The sequence below is a fragment of the Sphaerisporangium sp. NPDC005289 genome, assembly GCF_040607455.1.
GTDB lineage: Bacteria > Actinomycetota > Actinomycetes > Streptosporangiales > Streptosporangiaceae > Sphaerisporangium > Sphaerisporangium rhizosphaerae.
In genome coordinates this window covers 138,149-154,370 of sequence record NZ_JBEXGS010000020.1, presented here as the reverse complement: position 1 = coordinate 154,370, position 16,222 = coordinate 138,149, and the positions used below count along the sequence as shown (strand labels likewise).

General features: G+C 74.3%; 14 protein-coding genes. 8 read left to right on the top strand and 6 right to left on the bottom strand.

Annotated features, from left to right (window positions below; translation table 11 throughout):
• Positions 1 to 172: 172 nt before the first annotated feature.
• From ABZT47_RS29650 to ABZT47_RS29630, 5 genes are all read right to left on the bottom strand, one after another.
• A complete protein-coding gene (locus ABZT47_RS29650) occupies positions 173 to 937 on the bottom strand; it encodes a DUF72 domain-containing protein (RefSeq protein WP_354849142.1) in 765 nt (254 codons plus the stop codon).
• A 158-nt stretch (positions 938 to 1,095) separates the two neighbouring features.
• Positions 1,096 to 2,772: an aromatic amino acid ammonia-lyase gene (locus tag ABZT47_RS29645; protein WP_354849139.1), complete on the bottom strand. Its 1,677-nt coding sequence runs from the start codon at positions 2,770 to 2,772 to the stop codon at positions 1,096 to 1,098.
• 230 nt (positions 2,773 to 3,002) lie between these two features.
• The gene (locus ABZT47_RS29640; protein WP_354849137.1) at positions 3,003 to 3,356 is read right to left on the bottom strand and encodes a PepSY domain-containing protein; all 354 of its coding nucleotides are present in this window, start codon (positions 3,354 to 3,356) and stop codon (positions 3,003 to 3,005) included.
• A gap of 93 nt (positions 3,357 to 3,449) precedes the next feature.
• The gene (locus tag ABZT47_RS29635; protein ID WP_354849134.1) at positions 3,450 to 4,727 is read right to left on the bottom strand and encodes a HAMP domain-containing sensor histidine kinase; all 1,278 of its coding nucleotides are present in this window, start codon (positions 4,725 to 4,727) and stop codon (positions 3,450 to 3,452) included.
• Positions 4,728 to 4,731: 4 nt separating this feature from the next.
• Complete coding sequence (locus ABZT47_RS29630) at positions 4,732 to 5,421, bottom strand: response regulator transcription factor (RefSeq protein ID WP_354849131.1); 690 nt, start codon at positions 5,419 to 5,421, stop codon at positions 4,732 to 4,734.
• Positions 5,422 to 5,515: 94 nt separating this feature from the next.
• Here ABZT47_RS29630 and ABZT47_RS29625 point away from each other — a divergent pair, with 94 nt between their 5' ends.
• The 8 genes from ABZT47_RS29625 (at position 5,516) to hutI (ending at position 15,223) form a co-directional block, all read left to right on the top strand.
• A complete protein-coding gene (locus tag ABZT47_RS29625) occupies positions 5,516 to 5,962 on the top strand; it encodes a hypothetical protein (protein ID WP_354849129.1) in 447 nt (148 codons plus the stop codon).
• Positions 5,963 to 6,348: 386 nt separating this feature from the next.
• Complete coding sequence (locus ABZT47_RS29620) at positions 6,349 to 7,284, top strand: MurR/RpiR family transcriptional regulator (protein WP_354849126.1); 936 nt, start codon at positions 6,349 to 6,351, stop codon at positions 7,282 to 7,284.
• A gap of 328 nt (positions 7,285 to 7,612) precedes the next feature.
• A complete protein-coding gene (gene hutU, locus ABZT47_RS29615) occupies positions 7,613 to 9,283 on the top strand; it encodes a urocanate hydratase (protein ID WP_354849123.1) in 1,671 nt (556 codons plus the stop codon).
• The gene (locus ABZT47_RS29610) at positions 9,280 to 10,506 is read left to right on the top strand and encodes an allantoate amidohydrolase (protein ID WP_354849120.1); all 1,227 of its coding nucleotides are present in this window, start codon (positions 9,280 to 9,282) and stop codon (positions 10,504 to 10,506) included. The genes hutU and ABZT47_RS29610 overlap by 4 nt, the downstream gene beginning before the upstream one ends.
• Before the next feature lie 112 nt (positions 10,507 to 10,618).
• Positions 10,619 to 11,950: a formimidoylglutamate deiminase gene (locus tag ABZT47_RS29605; protein ID WP_354849117.1), complete on the top strand. Its 1,332-nt coding sequence runs from the start codon at positions 10,619 to 10,621 to the stop codon at positions 11,948 to 11,950.
• A gap of 122 nt (positions 11,951 to 12,072) precedes the next feature.
• The gene (locus ABZT47_RS29600; protein ID WP_354849114.1) at positions 12,073 to 12,591 is read left to right on the top strand and encodes a sigma-70 family RNA polymerase sigma factor; all 519 of its coding nucleotides are present in this window, start codon (positions 12,073 to 12,075) and stop codon (positions 12,589 to 12,591) included.
• Entirely contained in the window at positions 12,588 to 13,778 is a 1,191-nt protein-coding gene (locus ABZT47_RS29595) for a hypothetical protein (RefSeq protein WP_354849112.1), read from the top strand. The genes ABZT47_RS29600 and ABZT47_RS29595 overlap by 4 nt, the downstream gene beginning before the upstream one ends.
• 260 nt (positions 13,779 to 14,038) lie before the next feature.
• Entirely contained in the window at positions 14,039 to 15,223 is a 1,185-nt protein-coding gene (gene hutI / locus ABZT47_RS29590) for an imidazolonepropionase (protein WP_354849110.1), read from the top strand.
• 108 nt (positions 15,224 to 15,331) lie between these two features.
• Here the strand turns inward: hutI and ABZT47_RS29585 are convergent, their stop codons facing one another.
• Positions 15,332 to 16,222: a carbohydrate ABC transporter permease gene (locus ABZT47_RS29585; protein WP_354849108.1), complete on the bottom strand. Its 891-nt coding sequence runs from the start codon at positions 16,220 to 16,222 to the stop codon at positions 15,332 to 15,334.

The following is a 16,222-nucleotide window of genomic DNA, read 5'->3' as shown; positions in this document are numbered from 1 at the left end:
GGAGAGCCGCACCCGGTGGACGTGGTCGGTCACCGCACTGGCGGTACCTGGCGAAGGTGGAGAGCCGCACCCGGTGGACGTGGTCGGTCACCGCACTGGCGGTACCTGGCGAAGGTGGAGAGCCGCACCCGGTGGACGTGGTCGGTCACCGCACCGGCGGCGCTGGGATGGGTCAGGAGGGCGGTGCCGGCGGGGTGGGGGTGACGGGGAGCCCTTCGGCGCGGGCCAGGTCTGCGAAGCGGACGGCGTTGCGGACGGCGGCGCCGCCGGGGTCGTTGTTGAAGTACACGTAGACGTCGTCCCCGGAGGTCCACCGCTCGCCCAGCCGGTGCAGCCACGACCGCAGCGACGCATCGCCGTAGGAGGGCCAGGGGTGGGCGCGGCCCTGGTGGAGCCGCAGGTAGCCCCACCCGGCGGTGCGCCACAGCGGGGTCACCGGGCGGCCCAGGACGTCGGCCCAGCACAGGGCGGCGTCGTGGGCGGTCAGCACCTCGCGCACCGCGCCGGTCCACCAGGAGTCGTGGCGCGGCTCGACGGCCACGCGCACATGGCGCGGGAAGCGGGCCAGGCAGGCGTCGAGCCGCTCGGGGTCGGCCTTGAGGTTAGGCGGGAGCTGGACCAGGACGGGGCCGAGCTTGGGGCCGAGGCCCTCGGCGGCGTCCATCAGCCGCTGGACCGGCTCCTCGGGGTCCTTCAGCCGTTTGATGTGGGTGAGGAACCGGCTGGCCTTGACCGCCATCACGAACCCGTCCGGGGTGCGGTCGCGCCAGCTCTCGAACGTCTCGCGCGCTGGCAGCCGGTAGAAGGCGTTGTTGTTCTCGACCGTGCCGAAGCATTCGGCGTACCGCTCCAGCCACACCCGCTGCGGCAGCCCGGCGGGGTACAGCACGTCGCGCCAGTGCTTGTACTGCCACCCCGAGGTCCCCACCAGCAGCATCAGACCCTCCGCTTCACCGCCTCCGCTTCGCTCCTCGTCCTTCCCCGACCGCCCGGACCCATGTGACCCCCCGAATGGTCACTCCTCTTCGGCGCGTCTCATCTCGGCCCGGCCATCTCGCGAATCGCCGTACGGCCGGGTCTTCTTCGTGACCGTCGTCAGATCGTGGCGAAGGTGTCCAGGAGGGCGGCGGCGGTCTCGGTGTCGGTGGTGAGGGGGCGGTCCTCGTCGCGGGGGTCGAGGCGTGCGGCGGCGAGGGTGTACGCGGCGCCGGCGGGGGTGGCGGCGATGGCGGGGCCGAGGCCGCTCTGGCGCAGCGCCCGGACGGCCGCCACCAGTTCGCAGGCCAGCACCAGGCGGTAGGACGAGGCGGCCCGCAGCGTCTGCCGGGCCGACTGGGAGGCGAAGGCGGCGTGGTCCTCGACGCCACGGGACAGCACGGCGTGGCCCAGCGCCGCCGGCAGGGCCGCGTTGCGCAACTCGGCCAGCGCGGAGCTCGCGGTGTACTCAAGGATCATCACGCCCGAGCTTCCGGCCGCGGCGTCGGCGAGGAAGGGGCGCAGGCCGGTGAACGCGGGCTCGACCAGCGTGGCCAGCCGGGCGGTGGACAGGTGCGCCGTGTGCAGGAGCGCGACCCGCAGATGGTCCAGGGCGAGGCCGAGGGGCGCCTGGTGGAAGCCGCCGTGGTGGTGGACGGTGCCGTCGGCCGCGGAGATCAGCGGGTTCTCGGCCGCGGCGTTGATCTCGACGCCGAGGACGCGCTCGAGCGCGGCCACGGCCTCGACGGCCGGTCCGTGCACCTGCGGCAGGCAGCGGTACCCGAACGGATCCTGGATCCGCGCCGCCGGTGCCGGTGCCGGTGCCGTAAACGCTGCGCTTTCGCCTGGTCCGGTCGGCGGTGCGGGGGAGGAGGGCGAGGGCGTCGCGTCATCGCTTCGTCCGGTGGGCGGGGACGGCGCTCCTTCGCCTGGTCCGGTCGGCGGTGCGGGGGAGGAGGGCGGGGGCGGCGCGGCTTCGTCTTGTCCGGTGCGCGGGGTCCGGGAGGGCGCGTTTTCGCGAGCTGGAGGGGGCGCCGGGGTGAGGAGGCGGCGCATCGCGGCGGCCACCTCGACGGAGCCGGGGTGCGGGCGGGCGGCGTGCACGCGCTCGTCGTACGGCTCGGTGTTGCCGTCCACCGCGAGCAGGGACAGGGCGGCGACGACCTGGGTGGCGCGGAGCAGCGGCGCGACGTCCGCCCAGGCGAGCGTCGCCTGCCCGATGGTCAGCGCGCTGCTGCTGCAGAAGGCGAGCGCGTCGCCGGCCGCCAGGGCGATCGGTGCGGGGGACTCGCCCCGCCCGCCGCCGCTCCAGGGACGCTCGCCGATCAGGGTGAGGCCGGTCTCGGCCAGGGCGGTCAGGTCGCCGGTGCCGATGGCGCCGATCTCGTGGACCTGCGGCAGATGCCCGGAGTTCAGGGCGGCGCCCAGCGCCTCGGCGAAGGCGGGACGCAGCCCGGCTCCGCCGGCCATGATCTGGTTCGCCCGGACGGCCATCATCGCGCGTGCCTGTTCGGCCGGTACGAGGGCGCCGGCGCCGCCCGCGTGGCTGCGCAGCAGGCGCAACCCGTGCGCGTCCCCCTCGGCCGCCGCGACCTGCTGGGTGCGGTTCGCGCCCACGCCTGTGGTCCGCCCATAGACGGGCCGGCGGCGCGCGATCTCTCCGGCCGCCTCGAAGGCCGCCGTGGCCCGCTCCAGGCCGTCCGCGGCCAGGTGGACCGGCGCGCCGTCACGCGCGATGCGCGCGATGTCCGCCGGGCCGGTCCGGGAGCCGCCCAGGGTGATCGTCCGTAATGTCATATATGAGCCCTCGAGACCCACATTACTGGCCCTTTCCGGACCAGAGGACGATCAGAAGGCGATGGGCGATGGGCGATGGGCGACGGGCGACGGGTGGCGGCTGGACGGTCATGCTCGCTCACCGGCGCCGGCACCGGGCGGCGGTCCCCCGGAGGCCGGCTCCCGCGGTAGGTCGTCGTCGGTCGTTCGGTCAGCCCCCGACCGGGAGGCGCTCACCTAGATGATCACTGTCAGTCGTCGTCGGAGTCATCTGCCCCGTCGGCCCCGGTGACGTCGTCGTCCTGCGTGTCGGCCAGTACGGTGCCGGAGGTGGCGTCGACGGTGATGTCGTGCTCGGTTCCGCCGGTGGCGGCGATGTCGAACTCCCACACCTGTTTGCCGTTCTCGGCGTCCAGTTCGGCGGAGGTGACCGTGCCGCCGGGTACCTTCGCCAGGGCGGTCTTCTCGGCCTGTTCCCGCGACACGGCCGGCGCGGACGCGGAGGGCGAGGGGGAGAAGGCGTCTTGCTGGGCGGCGTAGGCCACTCCGCCGGCGGTGAGCGTGGCCGCCGTGGCCAGACCGGCGATGATCACTGACTTGCGCATTCGAGCCTCCGGTGCGATCGGGGGTTTCCCACAACACCTGCGAGGCTGCCGGAGCGAGGGATAGCGCGGCGTCTGCGGAACACTAACGCCGGGTTAACGCGGCGGAGGGCCGAGTGCGACGGTGACGGCGGCGCCACCTCCGGGCGCCGGGCCGAGCGTCATGGATCCGCCGGAGCGGCCGGCGGCCCGCCGGACGATGTCCAGCCCGAGACCGGTCGACCTCCCGCCGCTGACCCCGCGCCCGGACGGCTCGCGGGGCGCGAACCCCGGACCCGCGTCGGACACCTCCAGCAAGGCACCGCCCTCCGGCCGGGGACGCAGGCGGACGGCGAAGGCCGTCCCCTCCGGCGTGTGGGCGAAAACGTTCTCCAGCAGGGCGTCGACGCAGACCGCCAGGGCCTCCTCGGGCAGCCCGACGCGGAGCGGAGGCCCGGCCACGTCGCGGTCGACGCGGCGTCCCTGTTCGCGGGCCAGCATTGACCAGTGATGCAGCCGCCCGGCGATGACCTCGGCGGCGTCGCAGGAGCCCGACGCCTCGTGCCGGGAGCGGCGGGCCTCCTGGATGACCCGCGTGACCATGCGCTCCACCCCTTCGACCGCGGCGGCCACCCGGGTGGCCTGCTCGCCGGCGGGCAGCCCTTCCACCTCGACCCGCAGGACGGTCAGCGGCGTGCGGAGCTGGTGTGACAGGTCGGCCACGGCTTCGCGCTCCTGTGCCAGCAGCTCGCGGATCCGCCCGGCGAGGTGGTTCAGCGCGGCCGTGACGTCGCGGATCTCCGTGGGCCCCTGCGCCACCGCCCGTGCCGTCAGGTCGCCGGTGGCCAGGCGGTGGGAGACGCCGGCGAGCCCGGCGATGGGGCGGATCAGCGAGCGGGCCAGCCGGTCGGCCACGGCCAGGCTGATGAGGAGCAGCCCGAGCCCGAGCAGCCCGAGGATCAGCCAGGCGCGGGCCACGCCGCGCGTCAGCTCGGCGTCGGGGACGAAGGTGCGCACGACGGCCGTGCCACCGGGGCGTCCCTGCACCGCGACGACGATCTCCCGGCCGCCGGCGGCCTCGGCGGTGAGGCTGCGGCCGGTGAAGGCGAGCCGGACCGCCTCGGACGGGGCGGCCGGCGCGCCGAGGACGGCGCCGCCGGGCAGGAAGAGGGCGACGGGCGAGCCGCCGCCGCTGTTGGCCTGCTCGACGGCCAGGGCCACGGTGTCCTCGCCGCCGGCCGACACCACGGGCACGAGCGACTGCGCGCGCACCAGCGCGTCGGCGGTGGCCCTGTCGGCGGCCAGTTGCATGGCCAGCAGGGCCAGCGGCACCAGGAAGGCGACCAACGCCAGGGAGACCGTCGAGGCCACGAGCGCGAGCAGGCGCCGCCTCACGGCCTCACCGCTCCGGGTCCACGATCTTGATGCCGACGCCGCGGACCACCCGCACGTACCGTGGCTCCTGCGCCGACTCGCCCAGCTTGTTGCGCAGCCACGAAAGGTGGACGTCCACCGTCTTGTCGGCGCCGCCGTAGGGCACCTGCCACACCTCGGTGAGCAACTCCCGTTTGCTGACCACCTCCCCGGGGCGGGCGGCGAGGTAGCACAGCAGGTCGAACTCCTTCGGCCGCAGGTCCAGCACCCGGCCGTCCACGCTGGCCTCGCGGCTGCGCGGGTCGACGCGCAGCGCGCCGACGGTGAGCGGCCGCCCGGCCTCCTCCTCGTCGCCTCGCAGACGGCGCAGCACCGCGCGGATGCGCGCGTCGAGCTGGATCGCGCCGAAGGGCTTGACGAGGTAGTCGTCGGCTCCGGCGTCCAGGACCCTGGCGATCTCGTGCTCGTCGTCGCGCGCCGTGGCGACGATGAGCGGGACCGGGCTGACCGCGCGGAGCATGCGGACGACCTCGTAGCCGTCCACGTCCGGCAGGCCCAGGTCGAGGATCACCAGGTCGGGGCGCTCGTCGACGGCCATGCGCAGGCCGGACATCCCCGAGTCGGCCGAGCTCATGGCGTGGCCGCGTTCGGTGAGCGCGCGCATGAGCGCGGATCGCACCGCGGCGTCGTCCTCGATCAGCAGCAGTTGCGCCACGATCACACGCTACAGCCGCCGCCGGCGCCCTCCGCCCCGTCGAGGGACCGGCGGTGGGGTCGCCGGGGTGGGGGTGGGCTGGCAGGCTGGGAGCATGAACCGCCGACCGCTGCTCGCCGTGCTCGGATGGGTGGTCGTGGCCGGTCTGACCACGGTCATCAGCACCTGGGCCGTCTCGCTGCTCGGGGAGGGCCTGTCCGACCGGGTCGTGTCGCCGGTGAGCCGCGCCGACGTGGCGCGCGCTCTGGCCACCGCCACCGCCGCCCCGCGCTGGTCCGCGACGCCCGGCGGCACCCCGCCGGCCAGGGCCCGCGCGTTCACCACCGACGGAGGCTCCGTCGTGGCGGCCTGCGACGGCGGCCGGGCGGTACTGCTCTCGTGGAGCCCGGCCCAGGGGTACGCCGTGGACGACGTGACCGCCGGCCCCGCTGCCACCGCCTCGCTGGAGTTCGAGTCGGACACCCGGACGGTGAAGGTGAGCGTCGCCTGTAAGGGGGACATCCCTGAGATGTCGGTCACCCAGGAGCGAGAAAGCGACTGAGCTTTACCGGAACGCACTGAGCCTTCAGGGACGCACTGAGTCTTCCCGGGGGGCGCGAAGGTCTTCCCGGGCGAACCAAGCCTCCCCTGGGGCGAACCAAGCCTTTCCCGGGGCGAACCAAGCCTTTCCAGGGCGGACTGGGCCTTCGCCGGGCAAGCCGGCGGAGTGCGTCGTCCTCGGCCGTTTCGAGCCCTACGGTCTGTGCAGGGCGAGATCGGGCTGCCGTGGCGGTGGTCTTCGCCTCTTGACATAGGAACATGCATCGGCGATCGTGCATGAAAGTTTGCATTCGGCGGCGCGTGCGCACAGGTGTGCGACGCGGGCCGAGACAGGACAAAGGACTGGACGCGCGACGGGCGGCCGGCGGCGGGCGCAGGGAGGCGTGAATGAGCGGGACCCCGAGTGCGGCTGCTCCGGAGACGGTCGATCCGGTGATGTCGGCTGCTCCGGGGGCCGCGGCGGTGGGCGCCGAAGATGCTTCGCGGGTGGCCGCGCGGCTGCAGGAGCTCGTCGAGGGACACCGGCTGTCGCCCTCTCAGCGGCGGATCGCCCGTCACCTCATGGAACGCCCGCACGAGGCGGTGTTCCTCACCGGCAACGACATCGCCGAGGCGGTCGGCATCAGCCAGCCGTCGGTCACCCGCTTCGCCTTCGCCCTCGGCTTCGCCGGCCTTCCCGAGTTCCGCGACCACCTGCGGGCCGCGCTGCGCGACGGCCAGGACGTCCCGGCCGCGCCCGCCGCGCTGAACCCGGTGCAGGCCATGGTCGAGTCGGAGCTGCGCAACCTGGAGCAGTTGCGCGACGGCCTCGCCGACACCACCCGCCTCATCGAGGTGGCGGGTGCGCTGGCGGCCTCCCGGCCGCTCCCCGTGCTCGGGTTGCGGGTGTCGGCGCCGCTGGCGCACCTGTTCGGCTACCTGGCCTCCAAGGCGCACCCCGACGTCCGGGTCATCGATGCCCCCGGGTCCACCATGGAGGACCGGCTGAGCCGCGCGGCGGACGCCGGGGCCGCGTGGGTGCTCGCCTTCGGCCTGCCCCGTTACCCGCGTGAGCTGCGCGACGGGCTCGTGTGGGCCAGGCGGGCAGGGCTGCGGGTGGCACTGGTGACCGACCACGCCGTGGGCCCGCTGGCCGAGCACGCGGACGCGGTGCTGGCCGCGCCGGTGAGCTCGCGGTTCGCCTTCGACTCGCAGGCCGCGCCGAGCGTGCTGTGCGCCGCTCTGGTCCACGCGATGCTCGGGGCGCTCCCGACGCCGGAACAGTCGTCGATCGAGGAGTTCGAGAACAGCGCCGCCGAGCGCCGCCTCTTCTTACCCGGCTGACCGCACGCCCCGGCCGTTCCGCACCAGGCTGACCGCAGGCCCCGGCCGTCCCGCACCAGCCGGACCGCGCGCCGCTGGGACGGCCCGGGCGGCGTCGCCGGCGAGGACACGGGGGTCGCCCCGGCTGACGCGACCGCCGGACCTGCACAGACGAGACCGCGGACCCGGCGGCGCGGCCCCCGGAAGGGCCAGGGACGGCCGCGAGGTCCCACAGGGATGACGAGAACGACCAGCACGACCAAGACCAACAGGACGACCAGGACGACCAGGACGACCAGGACGACCAGGGAACATCGAGGATGACGATCCAGCGAGGAGATGAGCGGCGATGAGCGAGCAGGCGAGGCGGGTGATCCGCTCCCCACGTGGCACCGAGCTGTCCTGCCAGGGATGGCAGCAGGAAGCCGCGTACCGGATGCTGCACAACAACCTGGACCCCGAGGTCGCCGAGCACCCCGACGAACTGGTCGTGTACGGCGGCACGGGCAAGGCGGCCCGCGACTGGCGGTCCTTCGACGCCATCGCGCGCACCCTCCAGGGCCTCAAGCAGGACGAGACGCTGCTCATCCAGTCGGGCCGTCCGGTCGGCGTCATGCGCACCCACGAGTGGGCGCCGCGCGTGCTGCTGGCCAACTCCAACCTCGTCGGCGACTGGGCGACCTGGGAGGAGTTCCGCCGGCTGGAGGCGCTCGGCCTGACCATGTACGGCCAGATGACGGCCGGGTCGTGGATCTACATCGGCACGCAGGGCATCCTGCAGGGCACCTACGAGACCTTCGCCGCCGTGGCCGCCAAGCGGTTCGGCGGCACCCTCGCCGGGACGGTGACGCTCACCGCCGGGCTCGGCGGGATGGGCGGCGCCCAGCCGCTGGCGGTCACGATGAACGACGGCGTCGCCATCTGCGTCGACTGCGACCCCTCGCGCATCGCCCGGCGCATCGAGCACCGCTACCTCGACGTCCAGGCCGGCGACCTGGCGGAGGCGGTGCGCCTGGCCACCGAGGCCCGCGACGCCCGCCGTCCGCTGTCCATCGGCCTGCTCGGCAACGCCGCCGAGGTGCTGCCCGAGATGCTCGCCATGGGCGCCCCGATCGACATCGTCACCGACCAGACCTCCGCGCACGACCCGCTGGCCTACCTGCCGGTCGGCGTGGCGTTCGAGGACATGCGCGAGCAGGCGGCCAAGGACCCGGCCGCCTTCACCCTGCGCGCCCGCGAGTCGATGGCCAGGCACGTCGAGGCCATGGTCGGGTTCATGGACAGCGGCGCGGAGGTGTTCGACTACGGCAACTCCATTCGCGGCGAGGCCAAGCTGGCCGGGTACACCCGCGCGTTCGACTTCCCCGGCTTCGTGCCCGCCTACATCCGGCCGCTGTTCTGTGAGGGCAAGGGCCCGTTCCGCTGGGCGGCGCTGTCGGGCGACCCGCGCGACATCGCGGCCACCGACCGGGCGATCCTGGAGCTGTTCCCGGAGAACGAGTCGCTGGCCCGCTGGATCAAGCTGGCCGGTGAGCGGGTCGCGTTCCAGGGGCTGCCGGCCCGCATCTGCTGGCTCGGCTACGGCGAGCGCGACAAGGCGGGCCTGCGGTTCAACGAGATGGTCGCCTCCGGCGAGCTGCGGGCCCCCGTCGTCATCGGCCGCGACCACCTGGACGCCGGGTCGGTCGCCTCGCCGTACCGGGAGACCGAGGGCATGCTCGACGGCTCCGACGCGATCGCCGACTGGCCGCTGCTCAACGCCATGGTCAACGTCGCCTCCGGCGCGTCCTGGGTGTCCATCCACCACGGGGGCGGCGTCGGCATCGGCCGCTCCATCCACGCCGGGCAGGTCGCCGTCGCCGACGGCACCCCTCTCGCCGCCCAGAAGCTGGAGCGGGTCCTCACCAACGACCCCGGCATGGGCGTCATCCGCCACGTGGACGCCGGATACGACCGCGCCGCCGAGGTCGCGGCGGAGCGCGGGGTCGCCGTCCCCATGGCGTCCGGGGAGTCCCGGTGATCGCATCCGGCGCCGCCGGACTCCGCCCCGGCTTCGAGCGGATGTGGGGCGACCTGGCCGCCATCGGAGACGAAGGGGATCGCGGCTACCGGCGGTTCGCCTGGACGCCGGTGGACCTCGCGCTGCGCGACTGGTTCCGCGCGCAGGCCGAGGCCAGGGACATGACCTGGGAACGCGACCGCAACGGCAACGAGTGGGCCTGGTGGGGCACCCCCGGCCCGGGGGCGGTGGTCACCGGCAGCCACCTGGACAGCGTCCCGGGCGGCGGGGCCTTCGACGGGCCGCTCGGCGTGGTGTCGGCCTTCCTCGCCGTGGACCTGCTGCGCGAGCGGGGCGACGCTCCGGAGCGCCCCGTCGCCGTCGTCAACTTCGCCGACGAGGAGGGCGCCCGCTTCGGCGTCGCGTGCGTCGGCAGCCGCCTGATGACCGGCATCCTCGACCCCGGCGACGCGCGCGCCCTGCGCGACGCCGACGGGGTGACGCTCGCGGAGGCCATGCGGGCCGCCGGAGCCGACCCCGGCGCGATCGGCCGCGACGAGCAGGCCCTCGGCCGCATCGGCGCCTTCGTGGAGCTGCACATCGAGCAGGGACGCGGGCTGGTCGACCTCGACGCCCCGATCGGCGTGGCCGCCGCGATCTGGCCGCACGGACGGTGGCGCTGCACCTTCCACGGCCGGGCCGACCACGCGGGGACGACCCGGCTGGCCGACCGGCACGACCCCGTGCCGCCGTTCGCCTCGACCGTCCTGGCCGCGCGGGAGGCGGCGGGGCGGCTGGGCGCCCTGGCGACGTTCGGCAAGGTCAGGGTCGATCCCAACGGCACCAACGCGATCGCCTCCCGGGTCGACGCCTGGCTCGACGCCCGCGCCCCGGAGGCCGGCACAGTGCGCAAGCTGGTCGAGGAGGTCACCGGGGCGGCGCGGGACGCCGCCGCCGTGCACGGCGTGCGGGTGGAGGTGGCGCAGGAGTCCTGGACCCCGGTCGTGGAGTTCCCCGGCGGGCTGCGCGACCGGCTCTCGGCCGCCCTCGGCGGCGTCCCCGCCCTGCCCACGGGGGCAGGCCACGACGCGGGCATCCTGTCGGCGCTGGTGCCCGCCGCGATGCTGTTCGTCCGCAATCCGACCGGCGTCAGCCACAGCCCCGCCGAGCACGCCACCACCGACGACTGCCTGGCCGGCGTCCGCGCCCTGGCCACCGCCCTCGCGGACCTGGCATGCCGATGAGCGTCTCCCCCCGCACGCGTACGGCCCGTGAGAGCGCCCCGGCCCAGGGCGGCGCCTCGGCCCTTGACGGCGCCCGCGTCCGGGGCGGCGCCTTCGCCCGGGAGGGCAGCCGATGAGCGTCTTCTACGCCGACCACGCCTGGCTCGGCGGGGACGCCACGGTCGCCGGCGTGGTCATCGAGGTGCAGGGGGAGCACGTCACGCGCGTACTGCCCGGACAGGACGGGCCGCCGCCCGGCGCCGAGCACCTGCGCGGCGTCACCGTCCCCGGCCTGGCCAACGCCCACTCGCACGCCTTCCACCGGGCGCTGCGCGGGCACACCCAGCGCGAGCGCGGCACGTTCTGGACCTGGCGCGAGCAGATGTACCGGGCCGCCGCCCGCCTCACCCCTGACGGCTACCACGCCCTGGCCAGGGCCGTCTACGCCGAGATGGCGCTGGCCGGGGTCACCTGTGTCGGCGAGTTCCACTACGTCCACCACGACACCGGGGGACGGCCCTACGCCTCGCCCAACGCGATGGGCGAGGCGCTGATCGCCGCGGCCGCCGACGCGGGCATCCGGATCACGCTGCTGGACGCGTGCTACCTGCGCGGCGGCTTCGGGATGCCGCTCGAAGGGCCGCAGCTCCGCTTCGACGACGGCGACGCCGCCGCCTGGGCGCGGCGCGTCTCGTCCCTTCCGTCCGGGCCGCACGTTCGCATCGGCGCCGCCGTCCATTCGGTGCGGGCCGTGCCGCCCGAGGAGATTCGGGTCGTGGCGGCCTGGGCGCGCGAGCGGGGCGCGCCGCTGCACTTCCACCTGTCGGAGCAGGTCGCCGAGAACGAGGCGTGCATGTCGGCCTATGGCCGCACCCCGGCGGAACTGCTCGACGAGAACGGCGCCCTCGGCCCGCTGTCCACGGCGGTGCACGCCACCCACCTGACCACCGCCGACGTCGAACGGCTCGGAGCGTCCGGCACAGGGGTGTGCATGTGCCCGACCACCGAACGCGACCTGGCCGACGGCATCGGCCCGGCCCGCGCCCTGGCGGAAGCCGGGGCGCCGCTCTCGCTGGGCAGCGACAGCAACGCGGTGGTGGACCTGCTGGAGGAGGCGCGCGGCGTCGAGCTGGACGAGCGCCTGGCCACCCGGCGCCGGGGCCACTGGCGCGCCGCCGACCTGCTGGACGCCGCCACCCGAGGCGGGCACGCCTCGCTCGGCTGGCCGCAGGCGGGCCGAATCGAGGCGGGAGCCCCGGCCGACTTCGTCACGATCGCCCTGGACACCGTGCGGACGGCCGGCTGGTCACCGGACGGCCTCGTCGAGACGGTCGTGTTCGCCGCCACGGCGGCCGACGTCCGCGACGTCGTCGTCGCCGGCCGCCGCGTCGTCACCGACGGCCGCCACCTGACCGTCACCGACGTCCCCGCCGCCCTCTCCTCGGCCATCGCCGCTCGGATCTGACGCCCGGCACGACCTGGTCGTATCGCGCTCGGGGTCATCCCCCGATCGGCGTCCTGGACGCCGCGGGCCGGTCGGGCCGCGCAGGGATGCAGCGGATCGGGGGAGGGGGGCGTTCTTAGGACATGAACGATCAGACGGTCGCTCGCGCGGCCCCGCCGCCCGGGGCCGACACCGCGCTGGCGGCCCTGTACGGTGAGCACCGGCTCGCCCTGGTGCGCCTGGCCATGTTGCTCGTCGGCGACCGGGAGAGCGCCGAGGACATCGTGCAGGACGTCTTCTCCCGTCTGCACGCCAAACGCCGGGAGACCTTCACCCTGGCGTACGTCCGCGTCTGCGTGCTGAACGCTTCCCGCTCGGTTCTGCGAAGGCGCCGCGTGGCCTTCAAGGCGCCGCTGGGACGGACGGCGGACGTGGTGGACTCCGCGGAGACGGCCGCGCTGCTCGGCGAGTCGCGTCAGGAGATGCTGACCGCCCTGAGCCGGCTGCCCAGGCGGCAGCGCGAGGTCCTCATCCTGCGCTACTACCTCGACCTGTCCGACGCCGACATCGCTCAGGTGACGAGGGTCAGGGCGAGCACCGTGCGGTCCAACGTCTCAAGGGCCCTGGATCGCCTTGAGCGCGAACTGGGAGGAAAGGCATGACCGGCATCGAGGACCGGCTCAGAGACGCGCTGACCGCCAAGGCCGAGACCGTGCGGGACGACGGGGAGTTCCACCTCCTGCCTGCGGCGCTCGGCCGGGAGCGCCGGTGGCGGGCGCCGGTGGCGATGGCGGCCGCGATGGCGGCCGTGGCGGTGGGCACCATCGTGGGGACGCGTACGGTGGCGGTCGCGCCGCCCGCTCCCGCGGCGCGGCAGGCGAGTCCGGCCCCCTACGCCGGTCCTCTGGCGCCGCCGATCAAGCAGGTGTGGCCGCGCGCGGTGCACGAGATCCCGGTCAAGGGGGCGGGCGACCTGGAGTTCATGCCGGAGGCGTTCGTCAGCGACCGGGTGGTGGTGGGACGGGGGCTCATCCGGAGCCGGCTGGACGGGATTTGGTCCTACGACGTGGGCACGCGCGCGTTCACCCGCATAGCGCCGTTCAGGGGCCGCGCCGTGATGGACTCCGCCCCGGTCTACGGCGACGGGTACGTGGCATGGCCGGCGCTCAACGAGCGCATGACCGAGGTCTGGGCGGTGCCGGTCACCGGCGGCGTGCCGCGCAGGATCGCCTCCGTCCCGGCCGCGATGACCAGTGAAGCCTCCTACGAGGGGATCGACCTCGCCATCGCCGACGGCATGGCCGTCTGGTCGCCGTCCGACGGCGGCGTCTACCGGGTTCCGCTGAAGGGCGGGCGGGCTTCCCTGGTCAGCGGTACGGCAGGGTACTACCTGGTCGAGTGGCCCTGGGCCGGACGGCCTGCGAAGAAGACCATGACCGACGCCATCCCCCGTCCCATGGAGCACCTGAAGAACGTCGTGACCGGCGCGCTGAGCGACGCGGCCGCTCCCGCCGGGCGATCGGCGTGGCAGGACTGCGGGGTGAGCTGGTGCTTCAACGGCGCCGAGGCGTGGCGGCGCGACGGAACCGGCCTGCGCGCGCTGCCGGGAATTGCCCGCGGAGTCCTGTACTCGGGCCGCTTCGTCCTGCTCTCCCAGAAGGACCGCGACGGCAGGCGCGCGAACGCCGTGTACGACATCGCCACGGGACGCGCCGGCCTGCTGTTCCTCACTCCGGCCCGCCCAGGCGACAAGGCGTATCCCACTCTCTATCTGCAAGAAGGCGTGATGCGCTACAGAACCGGGCGAGGCACGCAAGTCGTGGTCGACCTGACCGCCGCCGGGCGATGACCTCCCGGTCTCACAGCGAGACTGGCGAGGCCGGGAGCGGGTGGGCGGAGGGCGCCGTCTCGGGTGCGGAGGGCGCACAGGGGCTGTCTACAGTGGTGGACCCAAGTGGTGGACCGAGGTCGCCCGGCCGGTGGTGGACCGGCGGGTCCGGGTGTCCACGCCGACGGGGGCGGGCACCGGGATACGCCGGTCCACCGGGAGACGAGCGCGAGATGGATGCCGGCGGCGGTTCGTGCCGCGGGGCGGAGGCGGGGGCGGGGATGAGCGGTCTTGTGGTCGACGGTATCGGGTCGCTGGTGACCAATGACCCGGAGCTGGGGCATGGGCCGCTGGGCGTGGTGGAGGACGCGGCGATCGTCGTCCAGGACGGGCGGGTGGCGTGGGCCGGTCCGCGGACGCGCATCCCCGAGGGCGCGGGGGGCGAGCGGTACGACGCGGGCGGCCGGGCGGTCATCCCCGGGTTCGTGGACAGCCACGCCCACCTGGTGTTCGCCGGGGACCGCACCGCCGAGTTCGAGGCGCGGATGTCCGGCCGTCCCTACACCGCCGGCGGCATCCGCACCACGGTCGCGGCCACCCGCCAGGCGAGCGACGACGCGCTGCGCGCCAACGTGCGCCGCCTGGTCGCCGAGGCGCTGCGGTCGGGGACGACCACGATCGAGTGCAAGTCCGGGTACGGCCTGACCGTGGCGGACGAGGCGCGCGGTCTGCGCCTGGCCGCCGAGCACACCGACGAGGTGACCTATCTGGGCGCCCACGTCGTGCCGCCCGAGTACGCCAGCGACCCCGACGCCTACGCCGCGCTGGTCGCGGGGGAGATGCTCGACGCGTGCGCCCCGCACGCACGGTGGATCGACGTGTTCTGCGACCGGGGGGCGTTCGACGGCGACCAGACCCGGGCGATCCTGACCGCCGGCAAGCAGCGGGGACTGGTGCCGCGCGTGCACGCCGGGCAGCTCGGACGCGGCCCCGGCGTGCGCATCGCGGTCGAGCTGGGCGCGGCTTCCGCCGACCACCTGACGCACCTGGACGACGCCGACGTCGAGGCGCTGGCGGGCGGCGACACGGTGGCCACGCTGCTGCCGGGCGCCGAGTTCTCCACCCGCTCGCCCTACCCCGACGCGCGCCGCCTGATCGACGCGGGCGCCACGGTGGCGCTGGCCGCCGACTGCAACCCGGGGTCGAGCTACACCACCAACATCCCGTTCTGTGTGGCGCTGGCCGTGCGGGACATGGGCATGACGCCCGACGAGGCCGTGTGGGCGGCGACCATGGGCGGCGCCCGCGCGCTGCGCCGCACCGACGTGGGACGGCTGTCCCCGGGCGCCCGCGCCGACATCGTGGTGCTGGACGCCCCCTCGCACGTCCACCTCTCCTACCGCCCGGGCGTCCCCCTCGTGACGCGTGTCTGGAAGGACGGCCGACCGGCGTCCTCCTCGGGGTGAGCGCGGCGAGCTCTCGTTCCCCGGGGCATGGACGAAGCCCTGGCAGCCGGGCTGCCAAGGCTTCGTCGCGGGCGCGGGCGCGGGCGGGGCCGGCCGGGTGGCGCGTGGTTACTTGCTGAAGCCGGCGGTGAGGCCGCTGAGGAGCTGGCGGCGGCCGACGACGTACAGGACGAGGATGGGCAAAGTGGTCAGGACGACGGAGGCCAGGACGCCCGGGATGTTGACGCCGTGGTCGCCCTGGAAGGTCCACAGGGCCAGCGGCAGCGTCCGCTTGGTCGGGTCCTGGGTGAGGATCAGGGGCAGCAGGAAGTTGTTCCAGGTGTGCAGCCCGTTGTAGATGGTCACCGTCACCACCGCCGGGCGGGTGAGCGGGAAGGCCAGGCGCCAGAGGATCACCCAGGTGCTCGCGCCGTCCATCCGCATCGACTCGAACAGTTCCTTCGGCACGTCGCGGATGAAGTTGGCCAGCACCAGCACCGACAGCGGGATGGCGAAGGCGATCGACGGCAGGATCATCGCCAGCAGGGAATCGTACAGGTGGAGCCGGATGATGATCAGGTAGATCGGGATGATCACCGCCTGCAGCGGGATGGCCAGGCCCATGAGGAACAGCCACCTGACCCCGGTCAGGAAGCGGCCGCCGCCGCTGCGCACGATGGCGAAGGCGGCCATGAACGAGAAGACCACCGCGGGGACGATCGCGCCGACGGTGACGATGACGCTGTTGATGAAGTACTGGACGAAGTCCGCCGCGATGACGTCCCGGTAGTTCTGCAGCGTCGGCTCGAGCGGGGGCGCGAGGGGGTTGGCCGCGTAGTAGCTCGACTGGGCCTTGAAACTGGTGATGACGATCCAGTAGATCGGCACGATGACGATGGCCAGCCACACCCACCCGGCCGCGGCGCCCAGCCAGTTGGGGCGGCGGGTCGGCGTGCCGGCGCGGCCCGGGGTACGGCGCTCGGCCGTCCGCTCGGGGGCCTCGATGACGGTCGTCCCCAT